A 12911-nucleotide genomic window follows, 5' to 3' on the forward strand; every position below is an offset into this window, starting at 1 on the left:
ACAGAGACAGATGATCCAATTGATTCGCATTCACGGGCAGGGAAAGCTTGGCACCTTGCACGAAGGAGCGACTCGGCTTGGCAAGCGGGTCGCGGTCAAGCAGCTTTCAGCGCACGTTTGCAGCAATTCGCGATTGCGCGATCGCGTCTACGACGCGGCGCGTCGTTGGGCTGGGTTTTCTCATCGTCATCTGATCGATTACCTCGATGTTGAACAAGATCGCGGCTGGATCGTCACCGAATGGGCTCCGCGATCGGTCGCCGATCTGAACTTCTGTACGCCTGCGAGCGCTCTGCGTCTGTTGCGCCAATCGCTCGAAGCGCTCGATTACATTAACAAGGCAGGTTTCTTTCACGGCAACATTAAACCAACGAATTTGCTGTTGGACGCCGATGATCAAGTCCTCTTATGCGATGGATTCCTGCTGCCGTTGGACGGTCCGGGAATCATTCCCGATGCGGGCACCCCCAAATACCTCGCTCCTGAGATGACCGGCGACGAGAACGCTGCGGGTGCTGGGATCGATATCTACGCCTTGGGTTTCACGATCCTCGAGTTGCTTGTCGGCGACGATTTCCCGACGTTGTTCAATGGTGTGCGTGATGATGCCAATCGGAACGACATCGCATGGCTGCATTGGCACGCAAATCCTCAGCTGACGCTGCCACCGACCTGCGACATCGTCGAGGAATGCCCGCCCGAGTTGGGAGCGGTGATCGATAAGATGTTGTTGAAGGATCCCTATTCACGCTATCGGTTCGCTGAACAGGCGTTAAGTGAACTTCCCGCGGAGGTGGCCAATACATCGGTTCGGTCTCCGCAGCCCGCCGCGGTGATCAATCCAATGCCGGTGCGGAAGAGTAGCAACGAATCGGAGGTGCCGCATCCTGGAGATCATTCGGCAAGCGACGTCCTGACACGCCCCAGTAACGGTGCGGTGGTCGTGATCGCATCGGGGCCGGAAGCCGGCAAGATGTTCGGTACCGATGCCACTCGTTTTGAAATCGGTTGTGCTTCGGATGCGGACATTCAAGTTTCCACGGAATTCGCAGACGCTGTGGATTGCCGTGTGTGTGTCAGTCGGGGCAGCGATGGTTGGGTCGTGCAGCGCATCGGGGGAAGTGGGTTGTTTGTCAACCAATCGCCGGTGCGAAGTCGTGCGGCATTGCGGTCCGGCGATATCATCCGTTTGTCCTGGCAGGGACCGGATGTTCAGTTCTTCTTGCAAAGCGGCACCCCTTCGATCAACGAACTGGCAACGCAATACCTGTCCGTTCGAAAGCGTTTGCGGCCAGCGGCGGCGCCGCAAGTCGCGGTAGCGGCAAGTCAGGCTTCGAGACGTCCTGCACCGCAAAAGAAGAGCAGTTTGCGGAAAACGATCGTGTTAGCAGATCCTTCGACAGGTTCCCACGCACGGCTGCCGGCGCGCGCGCCGTTCGGAATGGCCGAACCGAGGAAAACGATGGCGGTTTCATCTCAGGCCCCTCGAGCTCCCGCGGCGCCGGTTGGGCCGGCAGCCCCCGTGGGGCCGGCGGCTTCCAATGCCCCCGCGGGACCGGCACCCAATCGTCCCGCCACCGCCGCTCCGATTTCCGCGGCCGCGCAGCCAATGGGGGCTCCAGTCCGCCCCGCGTCAGTGCCCACCGGCCTGCCAACCGAACAGGCTGCATCGGCTGGTTGGACCGACTATAAAAACTGGGATAAGAAGACAAAGGATCGCGCGATCATTGGCGCAGCTTTGGTTCTCGCGGTGGTTGCGTTTTTGTTGGTTCCCACCGGAGGCGGAGAGGCGGCGACGCCCGATGACATCGCCAGTGATCCTGGGGAGACGATCGGATTGCATCCCAGCCCGCCCGCTCCAACCAGCAATGACGGCGAGGGAGAATAAGTGATGCAGAAAGCCGCAGTGGGATTGGATTTGGGCACGACGATATCCGTCGCCGCTTATGTGGATTCGTCGGGCCAGCCGCAGATCGCGGCCCACGATCGCGAGCAGGGGTTGGTCCCCAGCGCGATTTTTTTCGGCGATCATGTGATCGTGGGCAACGATGCTGTCGACCTGGGCTACCAAGATTTTGAAAGCTACGCCGAAGGGTTTAAACGCGATATCGGCAAACCGCACTATCAAAAGCGGGTCCGTTTGTGTGAGGTGCCGGCGGAAGTCTTGACCGGTTTTTTGGTCGAACGACTTGTCCAAAACGTGCAGCATGAAATAGGCCCGCTCAGCGAAGTCGTCGTTACGGTTCCCGCCTACTTTGATGAACGCCAACGTTCGGCAACTCAACGAGCCGTTGCGTTGGCGGGGATCAAGGTGTTGGACATTATCAACGAGCCGACGGCTGCCGCGATCGCTGCGGGGTACCAGCATTTGCGAGAAATGAGCGATCAAGCCGTTCGCAAGATCTTAGTTTACGATCTTGGTGGCGGCACGTTTGATGTGACGTTGCTGGAGATCGAAGGTCGCGTTTTCAAGACTCTGGCGACCGACGGAGATATCTACCTCGGGGGCCGCGATTTTGACGAACGGATCGTGGACCGGATCGCGCAGAGCTTTCTGAACAAGCATGGTGTGGACCCGCGTTGTGATCCTGCGGATTTGCTGCGATTGAATGCCTTGGCACGCGAAGCAAAGCATGCGTTGAGCCTTCATGATTCGTTTGTCGTTTCGTTTCAGCACGCCGGACTGATCGACGGCTTTACGCTGACACGCGAGGCATTTGAGCAGGCTGTAGCGCCTTTGATCGAGCGGACAGCGATGACGTGTCAGTCGGTGTTAAGCGATGCGAACTGCCAATGGTCCGATGTGGATGAGGTGCTGTTGGTGGGCGGGTCCAGCCGAATTCCGCTGGTAGCCGCTCGCTTGCGCCAAGAAACTTCGCAGCCTGTTACGTTGGCCGAGCAGCCCGACGTGGTTGTTGCTCAGGGGGCGGCCTTGTACGCGGCAATGCGCAGCGAACAACGTTTTCTCGATAGCCAGTCGCAGTTTGAGGTCGTGAATGTCAATGCACACAGCTTAGGAATTCAAGGCGTCGATTTGGCGACTAAGCAACGGGTCAACCAGGTGATCATTCCCCGAAACAGTCCGTTGCCGGCATCGTCGACACAGGTCTTCCGGACCATGGAAGATGGGCAAAAGAACGTGCGCGTCCGACTGTTGGAGGGGGAAAGTGAAAATCCGGTTTACTGTTCCTCGTTGGGGCAGTGCGTTGTTCATTTGGATCCATCGCTTCCCAAGGGAACCGAGATTCGTGTCTGTTGCAGTTATGATGCCAGCGGAACGATTACCGTTACGGCGCAGGTTCCAGCGACCAAGGCATCCGCATTTGTCGAAATGCGACGCGAGGGGTTTGCCGAACTCGAACCGCTGGAAGTTTGGCGAACCCGGCTAACGATCGGAGAAAACGCGTCGGCGGCAGAGGACGAATCGGACGCTTGGATTGTCGATGCCAGCTTGGGACCCGATTCCAGTATTGGAGACTTGTTGTCGCGTTTGGATCAAATCTACGCCCATATCGGAGGACGCGCGATCGAATCAGCAGTTCCTACGGCGGCCGTATCAACGCAGCGATTGATGCGACAATCCCTCGCCGAATCGCGGACGTTGCGGCGATTGGTCGATATGTTAAACAAGAAGCAAGCATTGCAGACACAGCCAAAAGAACGTATGCAAATGCAAGGGCATGTCGCGCGGGCCCGCATGGCGTGGGATCAAGCCAATAAATTGTATCTGCACAGTTGCGTTGGGTTGGGACGCACCTGTTTACAGCATGACCGCGACGGCTTCATCGACGATGCGTTGAGCGAGCAATTGGAACAACTCGAACAGTGGATTCGGGAACGAGTGACAAGCGGATGAGCGACTTCGACGTTTACCATCAATGGTTGGGTATCCCACCGGAACAACAGCCGCCAACGTTATACCAGTTGTTGGGCGTGGCCCGCTTCGAACAAGACCTGGAAGTCATTCGATCCGCAGCCGAACGCCAATCGCTGCATGTGCGACGTCGTGCCCGAGGTGAATTCACCGACATCGGGCAAGATCTATTGAACGAGATCGCGGAAGCAAAATTATGTTTGATCAATCCCGCCCGGCGCGAAGCATATGATCTGACATTGTCGGATTCCAAGCCGTTGTCACCCACTGCCGATACCTCGGAATCATTATCGGATAGTCCGTCTAAAGGCGAATTCAAAGGGACGGTGGAAGAAATTGTCCCTGCGTCGGTGAAGGCGACTTACATCAACATTGTCTTGAATCAACCAGGACAGCCTCCGCAAGATCGTTGGGTGATTGGGTACCATCCCAAATGCGATTTCCGCATCGACAGTCCTGTTGTTTCGGGTGTCCATTGCCAGATCAGTTATTCAAATCATGGATTAAAAATCACCGACTTGAATTCCACCAATGGCACCTACGTCAATCAGAAACGGATCCGTTCGGCACATCCCGTTCGTCGGCAGGACCTGATCACGTTGGGGCGGGACAACCGGATTCTGTTACCTGGAAATTTGCTGGGAGGGCAGGATTCGCGAGGCGCGATCTTTGTGGGGAAGGGGCTTGGCAATGAGATTCAACTGGAATCGCCTACGGTTTCGTTGTTTCATGCGAGGATCTTGCCCGATGGGCCCGTCGCCATCATTGAAGACTTGCATTCCAAAAACGGAACCTTTCTGCGCCGCGGCGACAGCAAGCCATTGCGAATCCAACGCTGTCGTCTGCAGCCGGACGACATCATCTACTTTGGCACCGTGGATGTGAAGGCTAGCCGGTTGCTGGCATCGTGTGGGGCGAACTAGGTCGGCTGCCCTCGTTGTTTTTCACTCGAATCACTCGAAAGTACCATCATGGGACACACCACCAAATTGCTAATCGCTGTAGGATTGGGCGGACTGGCGGCCGTGTTTAACGCAATTAGTATTTCGCAGAGCACGAAGCCCGTGCAATTCACCACGGTCACCAAAGATATCCGTGCGGGGGATAAATTCTCCACCGAGGTCCTCGACTCGATTCCGGTCCCCACGCAATTTTCTGAGTCGTTGAAAAAGTCGGCGATTCCATTTGAAGACATGGCGGTGCTCAGTGGGCGGACGGCGACGCGCGATCTCATCAAGGGAGAGTTGGTGTTGTGGGTGGATGCGCCGGTGCGGGGGGCCCAATACGATTTACAGGCTGGCGAATCCGTGATCGTGGTGGATATGTCGCGAGCCCCGGTCGCATCGATCGCTGTGGGCGAGAGTGTTAGTTTTCGCATCTCCGCGGATAATGAGAGCGAACCATTGGAATGGGTGGGACCCTTTCGAGTCGTCAGTGTGGGGGCAAAACGGATGTTGGGGGAACGCAGCGAACAGGCGCGCGAAATTGGAATAGCGGTCTCTGAAGGTGGCACTGTGGAAGCTAACAAGCTTCAGAGTTTCGTCGATCGTCAAACCCGTGGCACCAACGAAAAGTTTCAGATCCGTGTTCACTCCGGTGTGTAGCTTGACGTCGAATGTGTGGGCTGCCGTTTTTGTAAGGGGCTTCGTTTGAGAATTGCGTTCAGCCGGATCGGAGAATCGCAGCCGACGTATTTTAATACGTCCGAAGCGATTGTTCGTATCGGATCGGATCCGCATACGAACGATATCGTCCTGAAAAATCCTTATATCTCGCCAACCCACGCCATCCTCAATCGCAATGGATCGCATTGGGAACTGACGCCGTTGGGTGACAACGAGGTGTTTGTCGGCGAGCAATCGGTGCGGATGGGCGAGCGTGCGATCATCGGACGATCCGAAGCGATTCGGATCTTTCCGTTTACGCTGAAGTTGGAAGAGGCACCCGCTGCGGAGGACGCATCTGCGGGGATTTCGCAGCGTGTTTCGATGCTGATACTACAAATCCATCGCGACCTACTGTCCCGATTGGATGTCTCGGACACCGACGATTCACGCCGGCAATCGGATCCGTTTCTGTTGCAAGTGGAACACGACATCGATGAGTTTTCGCGGTTGCACGGTCTCTTCAGCCAGGAGAATGCCGATCTGTTGATCGGGACCGCCGCGGCACGCACCGAAAGCTACATTTTGCAGCGGATGATTGAAGGCGAAGTCTCCGAGAAGGAAGGGGATGAACGCTGGACGCGGATGCTATCCAGTCGCCCCGACTTTGAGTCACGCTTGGAATCGTTAGCCGCCGCGTTGGAAGATGCGATGATTCCCGATCGCCACGCCGATCTCAGTCTGCGGATTGCGCGGGTCGAACGCATGTTTGCCTCGACCTGGGAGACCGAACTGAAGCAGCGGAACTATGACCACGAAAACGAACTGCTGCACTACCTCGCATGCTGCTATTTGAAGAAACAGGTGAAAGATATCCTGTTTGGATATGGGCCTCTGGAAGATCTCATTCGGATGCCCAACATCTCGGAAATCATGGTCGTCAGTCGGGATAAGATCTACGTCGAAAAAAATGGCGTGCTGGAAAAGTCGGGACGTCAGTTTGTGTCCGACGAAGTCACCGTCGCGATCATTGAACGGATTGTCAATCGCGTGGGACGACGGATCAATACGGCCGAACCTTTGGTCGACGCACGATTGTTGGATGGCAGCCGGGTCAACGCCGTGATCGCACCGCTGGCGCTCAGCGGACCCTGCTTGACGATCCGTAAGTTTCCTTCGAAGAAGATGTTGATCGACGATCTGGTCAAGAAGGGAGCGTTGACGCCCGTGGCTCGCGATTTTTTGCGCGCATGTGTGGTCCACGGTTGTAATATTTTGATTTCCGGCGGAACGGGAACTGGCAAGACGACGTTGTTGAATTGTCTCAGCGACTTTATTCCCGATAAGGATCGGATCGTCACGATTGAAGACACGGCGGAACTGCAACTGCAGAAGGAACATGTGGTGCGGATGGAGACGAAAACCGCGAACATCGAGGGAACGGGGGCCTATACCATTCGCGACCTTGTCAAAAATTCGCTCCGCATGCGCCCCGACCGGATCGTCGTGGGAGAGTGCCGTGGGCCGGAGGCGCTCGACATGTTGCAGGCGATGAACACGGGGCACGATGGATCGATGACAACGATCCACGCGAATACGTCCGAAGACGTGATCCAACGTTTGGAGGTCTTGGTGCAATCGGCGGCCGATCTGCCGATCAGTTCAATCTACAGCCAGATCGGGTCGGCGATCGATTTGGTCGTTCAGTTGACTCGGCATTCCAATGGCAGACGCTGCGTCACGCAGATCACCGAATTTGTCGGCTACGACAAGGCGCAAGGCATCTTGCGAACGAAGGATTTGTTTCGACAAGAATCCCACAACGACGACCTCATGCCGACTGGCGCTCTGCCGACGTTTATGGGCGAATTGATCGAAGACAAGCTGATCGACTTGGATACCTTTTATCGTTAGCGGCGGATCATGAGTTTATTGCTAGGATCAATGTGCGTCTTTGCGGCGGTGTTTCTCGTCTGTCAGTCGCTCGGTCCCGTTTGGGACCGGATCACCGATCGCTATCTGGCCGACATCAAGCCCAAGCTTGCCCGATTGAGTGTGTCGGATGAACAATTGCACACATGGATGCGATGGTGGGGGATCACGTTTGTTGCCACAATCGTGTTGTTTACTTTTATATTAGGCATGCCTCCGATCGCTTTGTTCGCCGCGTTCATCGTATTTATCGCGCCGCGGTACATGATCGACCTGTGGATCCAAAGGCACCGAATCGTGTTGCGAGATCAACTGGTTCGGGCCACCGTGGGAGTCGCCAACGGTTGTCGCGCGGGCCTGGGCTTGCCTCAGGCGATCGAAAAGGTTGCCTTCGATACCCAAGCGCCGTTGGCAAATGAGCTGAAGCGAATCACCCGCGACTATCGCGCCGGACGGCCGTTGCAAGATGCGATTCGCGAAGTCAAAGAGCGGCTTGATTTGGATGCCTTCACAACGTTCGCGTCGGCGATGACGGTCACGTTGGAAAAGGGAGGGAACGTGGCGATGGCGTTGGATCGCATCAGCCAGGGGCTACAGGAATCGCAGCGGCTGGAACGGAAGCTGGAGGCGGACACGGCGGCGGGACGCAAGATGGCCTTGATTCTGAGCCTCTTCCCAATTGGATTCCTCGGACTGTTTTACATGCTCGATCCGATTTCCATGGCGGTATTGTTTGGCACACTGATGGGGCAACTTGTGCTTTTGGTCGTGCTCGTCATTGTCTATGTGTCGTGGGAATGGTGCCTGCGCATTTTGGATATCGACTTCTAAGGAGACAGTGACCATGGGAATGATGACCTGCCTTTTGACTGCCGCCGCAGTCGCTTTGTTGTGCTACACCGTGTTGGATATCTCCACATCGCGGCGAGTCGTCGATCCACAGGGAGGGCGTTTTGAGCAGCAACGACGTGAGGCATTGCGCAAGGCGAATGCGGCGTATCGGTACGGCGAACCGTTGATCGATCAATGGAACACGATCTGGCCCAGCAACGCACCGATCTTGGCAGCAACCGATGAGCATCTGCATGCGGCGGGGATTCGCGAGCCGTGGAAGCCGCAGGAGTACCTCAACGTCAAACGATTGGAGGGGATCGGTATCGCGGTCGGCTGTTTTTTAACTGGGCTCTTTATCCTGGAATATTCGATCGTGGCGTCGCTGTTCATTGGGCTCATCGCTTTTTCGATCCAGCAATCGGTTTCGGCGCGAACGTTGAAGAGCCAGGCGATCGTGCGACAAATGCGTCTGAAACGACGATTCGCAGGCGTGATTGAATTGATGGCGTTGATGATGGAAGTCGGGGCGGGGTTCCAAGAAGCGTTGCAGACGGCGGCTCGCGAATCGCAAGGAACTCCGTTGGGCGAGGAGTTGGGATTGGTGGAAAAAGAGATTGCCATGGGGGCGTTGCGGAGCAAGGCCTTGTTGGGATTTGCCGATCGCAATCGCGATCCCGACATGACCGAAGTCATCATGTCGATCAATGAAGGAGAAGAATTAGGAACCCCCGTCACGACAATCCTGCGCCGGCAAGCCGATCAGATGCGGCAGAAGCGTTCGCAGTGGGCAGAGAAGGCTGCGGAAGAATCGCAGGTCGCGATCGTCTTTCCTGCAATGTTGATCATGGTTGCCTGTTTGTTAATCGTTGTCGCTCCGTTTGTGTTGTCGGTGCTACCTGGGATCTAATACATGATGAGTTTTCGAGTTTCCGTGTTGGTGGATGGCAATCCCGTTGCCACGCATGAAATCGTCCGCGGGAAATATAGCTTGGGCAGCAGTTCGAACGGTCCGATCGTGGTGAACCATGGAGAAGTGGCGGCGGTTGCTGCGGTGATTGAAGTCACTGGCGACGTGGTTTTCTTGGAGAATCGCAACGATTTTCCGATCTTTGTCGGTGCCGAACAAGTCGCTCCCCGAGGCGTCGCGGAATGGAGAACCGGATCCTTGGTTCAATTGACGCGCAGCGTGACGCTCGGGTTGGAAGCCGTCGGTGCCAACGTGGCGAGTGTTAGCACCAGCGAGGTCGCTGCAAAGAAGTCACAAAATTCGACGATGCAAATTGGAGTGATCATTCTTTGCGCTGTGCTCGGATATTACATGTTGGCGAACGAATCGAAGTCGAATAACGCCGGTAGCGGAACCGGTGATGGTAACGTTGTCCAATTCGACGATGTGATCAAAGGCTTCGAGTTGGCGGGCGGAAGTGATTTTGAAAAACTCACTTATGAAGAGCGAACACTGCTGGGCTACCTGACCGAAGCGAGGTCGTTGGAGCAGCGGTTGGGAAAGGCTGGCAAGGAACAGACGCTCGCTGCCTATGAATTGGTGCTCAGCTCACGTTTGCATTACGATTCGCAACTGAAGAGTGACGTGGCAACTCAAGCGGCCGAGTTCGCATCCCATCGCATTGCCGTTCTGAAGTGAAGGGGCTGAAACCGAACGCGACGAGAGGAAACGTTTGCTTGGGAAGCATTAGGTAGGGGTGATTCGTCATTGTGGATCTTATTCGACAACCCGAAGGACGATCAGGGTCGATGTGTCGTCTTGGTTGTCGCTGCGAAGGATGGAAAAAGCATGCCCCTGTTTTTTCGCGATCCATTGATCTGGGGTCTGCGCGTCGGCGACGATCTCCCAGCCGAGGGTTTGCCATTGTTCATTGAGTAATTCTTGAGGGGCTTCGGTCGTCATGAATTTCGCTGCCATGGTGCCATCGCGGTTGTCGCGCGTCGCGGTCACCACGGTCTGTGGCAGCGTGGGGATGAAGGTTAGTTCACGGTCCGGCGCATTGAAGTGCGGACGGACCGAGAGAAGCGTCTGACTGCCGGGATCGCCAATCAAGATCCGGAACACCCATAGGTTGTCTTCGAGGTCGGTGAACAGAGCCATCGTCGCGGCGGTCTGGTCGACCAAGCGACGACGGAGTGTTGCGGTCGTGGTGACCTCCGGTTGCATTCCTTCTACTAATTGAAGGATCGATTCGTTGATCGAGGTTGGTGGGACCTTGCCGCTTGGCTGTCTGGGTTCATTGAGCAACGCGATGCGTGCTTCGGTGGGTTGACTGAATTTTTGAGAACCCACTTCGACGTCCGGACCTTCAAAACTCCAGTGCCCATCGTTCGTCAGGTCACATATCGCCGCCGTTGCCTTGAAGGCGGCAGTCGACTCATCTGCGGCTGCTTGAGTCGCTGGGGCAGGCGTAGGGCGAAGCCACGTTGCAGGTGCTTTTAAGAGCCAAAAGGTGAGGCAGAGCACTGCAGCGATCGCAATCGATCTGGAGACGATCTTCATGGAGTGTGCGTTTATCGGAAGAAGCTGAATATCGAGTTGAGGATAGTCGCACCAGCACTTGCCGCGGACACGCCCATCCGAACGGCGATATCGAAGCGATCGTCCATGTTCACCTGTTGATGATCCCAGGTTCCCGCGAGCACGGCGGTTTTGCTGGTAGGTCGGGTGGACGAACCAAGCCAACCCGCGATCCGAATGTTTTCTTCCGCTTCCCCGGAAACCATTCCGAGCGTCGGCCGGTCCAGGCGTTCCATGGGAGCATCGCGAACGTAATTTTGCGACTTTAGGTTGGTCGAAGTTTGTGTGGGAGCGGTCCGTAGTGTCCAGACATGCCGCCGAGCCTCGATCGCTGCCTGGTGCTTACCAATCGATGCCTTGCCAACGGACCACATCGTCGCAACGACCAGCAGCAGGAACGGAAGCCCCATCACAAGCTCCAGTGGTGCCATGCCACGGCGTGATCGATAGTGGATGCGATTGGTTTTCATTACAGATGTTGCGCTAGTGGTTCGTGAGTGCATAGCCGGGCAGCCCCGAGGTCATTACGTCGCGGATATCTTGGTCTTGAACGCCGGCCAAAAAGCCCACTTTGCCGAGTTTGTAATTTGTTACCGGAGTCAGTTTTGCTTGCCAGTTGAGCCGGATCTGCGGTTCGCTTGCGGAACGGAAAATGTCCCCAAGCGACGACAGGAAACTAGGGTTGCCGTTGTATTCTGGTACACCACTCGACCAGTTTAGGGTGTCCCATGCTTGGTCGGGTTGTTTGGTCCCGGATCCGGTGCGTAGGTCTTGCTTGTTGTTGGCGTTGTAAATCATCGACTGTGCAAAGCAGATTACTCCCGTTGGGTTTTCTTGTCGGAAGATCGCAGAGGCGGCGAGTTTTGGTGCTGAGTTGCTTTTAGCGAACACTAAATTGCAAAATCGATCATCGATTTCACGAGAAGCTGCTTGAGGGTTCGTGGAATCGTTCCAACGTTCATTGCCCTTGGAGTATCCGCCAGCGGTTGCATTAACACCACGAACCACAAGGAGTTGGATTCCTTTTCCTTTTTCTCCACTTCCACCTCCGCGGTAGTTGATGACTGTTAAATGGTTGGAGTAGTTTGACCCTGTTTTGGTACGCAACCATTCACTGGATTGCAACGTGTAGGTTGTAACCCAACGCGTGTAGAACGTGGAAGCTAAACTGGTCGGTGCGATGAGCATCGCGTCGGCGATCGGCTTTCCCCATGACAATGCCCATGGATGTGTAGCGCGTATTAATTGTGATCGCTTTTCATCGCCGAGTTCACCTTTGGGTTTTTCAGGCTCAACAGGTAAGCTTGCGATATGAGTGTAGTCGTGTCGGACGCCGTGTTCGGCGGCGATCTTATCGATGGCGTTAGACGTCGTTAGAGGAATGGTCGTGGCGATAAGCTTTTGGTGAATGTCCAATGCTCGAATTGCATCAGGAATGCCTTTTTTAGGAACACGCAGTCCTTTGGCGACTACATTTTCAACACCATGAAGATATTTATACTCCAGTCCGATTAAATGTTCTGATGCTTGAAGACCTCTTAAAGTTCCTGCCAGTGCTGCTTTGGAGATGGGTTCAGGGTCGATCAACCACGCGAAGTATGTTTTGGCATGTGCGGCGTAAAGTATAAGCATTTGAATCCGCAGTACCAGTTTGGCTTGGAATATTGCGGAATTGCGATCCGCACTTGTTTTCTTGCTGACTGAATCGTGCCCTTTGAATGGGAAAGCCGGGAGATGTTTCCCAAACGACGCAACTAGCAATGCAGCATCGGTGGTGACCATTTCAAATTCGTTGTTAGCGCCAGAATGCTCATCCAGGTGTTTTCCTCCCAACGCATGATGCAAGACGTACAGCGCGTTGAGTTCACCGATCAGGTGATTCGAGGCAGTGATCGTGTTCATGCCACGCGCGGTCCAGACGCTGCTGGAGTAGGCCATGGCGTCGGCGGCGTTCTGGGTTTCGATTTTCACCGCGACCGTTTTTCCGGTGTTGTAGACAAACGCGGTCATCACAAGGAAGAAGAGGATGGCGACCAGGACGGCCCAAACCATCATGCCCTCTTCGTCCCGATGCCAGCGTTTGACGCGAGCGGTTACCGCATGCGCAATGTTTTTCCCGTTCATGGCTCGACCCTCTGAT

At 55.4% G+C, this 12911-nt stretch carries 11 protein-coding genes; 8 read left to right on the top strand and 3 right to left on the bottom strand.

Annotated features, from left to right (window positions below; all coding sequences use genetic code 11):
• Positions 1-10 precede the first annotated feature (10 nt).
• The 8 genes from Poly24_RS27610 to Poly24_RS00745 all read left to right on the top strand — a co-directional run bounded on the left by Poly24_RS27610 (position 11) and on the right by Poly24_RS00745 (position 9889).
• Positions 11-1888 (top strand): protein kinase domain-containing protein, encoded by a 1878-nt coding sequence (locus tag Poly24_RS27610; protein WP_145089045.1) that lies wholly within the window; start codon positions 11-13, stop codon positions 1886-1888.
• 3 nt (positions 1889-1891) lie between these two features.
• Positions 1892-3856: an Hsp70 family protein gene (locus Poly24_RS00715; RefSeq protein ID WP_145089048.1), complete on the top strand. Its 1965-nt coding sequence runs from the start codon at positions 1892-1894 to the stop codon at positions 3854-3856.
• A complete protein-coding gene (locus Poly24_RS00720; protein WP_145089051.1) occupies positions 3853-4797 on the top strand; it encodes an FHA domain-containing protein in 945 nt (314 codons plus the stop codon). Before Poly24_RS00715 ends, Poly24_RS00720 begins: the two co-directional genes overlap by 4 nt.
• 84 nt (positions 4798-4881) lie before the next feature.
• Positions 4882-5478: a hypothetical protein gene (locus tag Poly24_RS00725; RefSeq protein WP_145089054.1), complete on the top strand. Its 597-nt coding sequence runs from the start codon at positions 4882-4884 to the stop codon at positions 5476-5478.
• A 45-nt stretch (positions 5479-5523) separates the two neighbouring features.
• Positions 5524-7392, top strand: a complete 1869-nt coding sequence (locus Poly24_RS00730) for an ATPase, T2SS/T4P/T4SS family (protein WP_197452225.1) — start codon at positions 5524-5526, stop codon at positions 7390-7392.
• 9 nt (positions 7393-7401) lie between these two features.
• A complete protein-coding gene (locus Poly24_RS00735) occupies positions 7402-8241 on the top strand; it encodes a type II secretion system F family protein (RefSeq protein ID WP_145089060.1) in 840 nt (279 codons plus the stop codon).
• Between the two features lie 13 nt (positions 8242-8254).
• Entirely contained in the window at positions 8255-9151 is an 897-nt protein-coding gene (locus Poly24_RS00740) for a type II secretion system F family protein (RefSeq protein WP_197452226.1), read from the top strand.
• A gap of 3 nt (positions 9152-9154) precedes the next feature.
• A complete protein-coding gene (locus tag Poly24_RS00745) occupies positions 9155-9889 on the top strand; it encodes a hypothetical protein (RefSeq protein WP_145089066.1) in 735 nt (244 codons plus the stop codon).
• A 78-nt stretch (positions 9890-9967) separates the two neighbouring features.
• Here the strand turns inward: Poly24_RS00745 and Poly24_RS00750 are convergent, their stop codons facing one another.
• From Poly24_RS00750 to Poly24_RS00760, 3 genes are all read right to left on the bottom strand, one after another.
• The gene (locus tag Poly24_RS00750; protein ID WP_145089069.1) at positions 9968-10417 is read right to left on the bottom strand and encodes a hypothetical protein; all 450 of its coding nucleotides are present in this window, start codon (positions 10415-10417) and stop codon (positions 9968-9970) included.
• A gap of 347 nt (positions 10418-10764) precedes the next feature.
• Positions 10765-11241, bottom strand: coding sequence for a hypothetical protein (locus Poly24_RS00755; protein ID WP_145089072.1), 477 nt, complete (start codon positions 11239-11241; stop codon positions 10765-10767).
• 13 nt (positions 11242-11254) lie between these two features.
• Positions 11255-12895 (bottom strand): TadE/TadG family type IV pilus assembly protein, encoded by a 1641-nt coding sequence (locus Poly24_RS00760; RefSeq protein WP_197452227.1) that lies wholly within the window; start codon positions 12893-12895, stop codon positions 11255-11257.
• Positions 12896-12911 lie beyond the last annotated feature (16 nt).

The sequence above is a fragment of the Rosistilla carotiformis genome (genome assembly GCF_007753095.1).
Lineage (GTDB): Bacteria > Planctomycetota > Planctomycetia > Pirellulales > Pirellulaceae > Rosistilla > Rosistilla carotiformis.

Coding starts and splice junctions, on each gene's coding strand:
- Poly24_RS27610 (WP_145089045.1), top strand. CDS start 11: ATGATCCAATTGATTCGCATTCACGGGCAGGGAAAGCTTGGCACCTTG.
- Poly24_RS00715 (WP_145089048.1), top strand. CDS start 1,892: ATGCAGAAAGCCGCAGTGGGATTGGATTTGGGCACGACGATATCCGTC.
- Poly24_RS00720 (WP_145089051.1), top strand. CDS start 3,853: ATGAGCGACTTCGACGTTTACCATCAATGGTTGGGTATCCCACCGGAA.
- Poly24_RS00735 (WP_145089060.1), top strand. CDS start 7,402: ATGAGTTTATTGCTAGGATCAATGTGCGTCTTTGCGGCGGTGTTTCTC.
- Poly24_RS00740 (WP_197452226.1), top strand. CDS start 8,255: ATGGGAATGATGACCTGCCTTTTGACTGCCGCCGCAGTCGCTTTGTTG.
- Poly24_RS00745 (WP_145089066.1), top strand. CDS start 9,155: ATGATGAGTTTTCGAGTTTCCGTGTTGGTGGATGGCAATCCCGTTGCC.
- Poly24_RS00750 (WP_145089069.1), bottom strand. CDS start 10,417: ATGCAACCGGAGGTCACCACGACCGCAACACTCCGTCGTCGCTTGGTC.
- Poly24_RS00755 (WP_145089072.1), bottom strand. CDS start 11,241: ATGAAAACCAATCGCATCCACTATCGATCACGCCGTGGCATGGCACCA.
- Poly24_RS00760 (WP_197452227.1), bottom strand. CDS start 12,895: ATGAACGGGAAAAACATTGCGCATGCGGTAACCGCTCGCGTCAAACGC.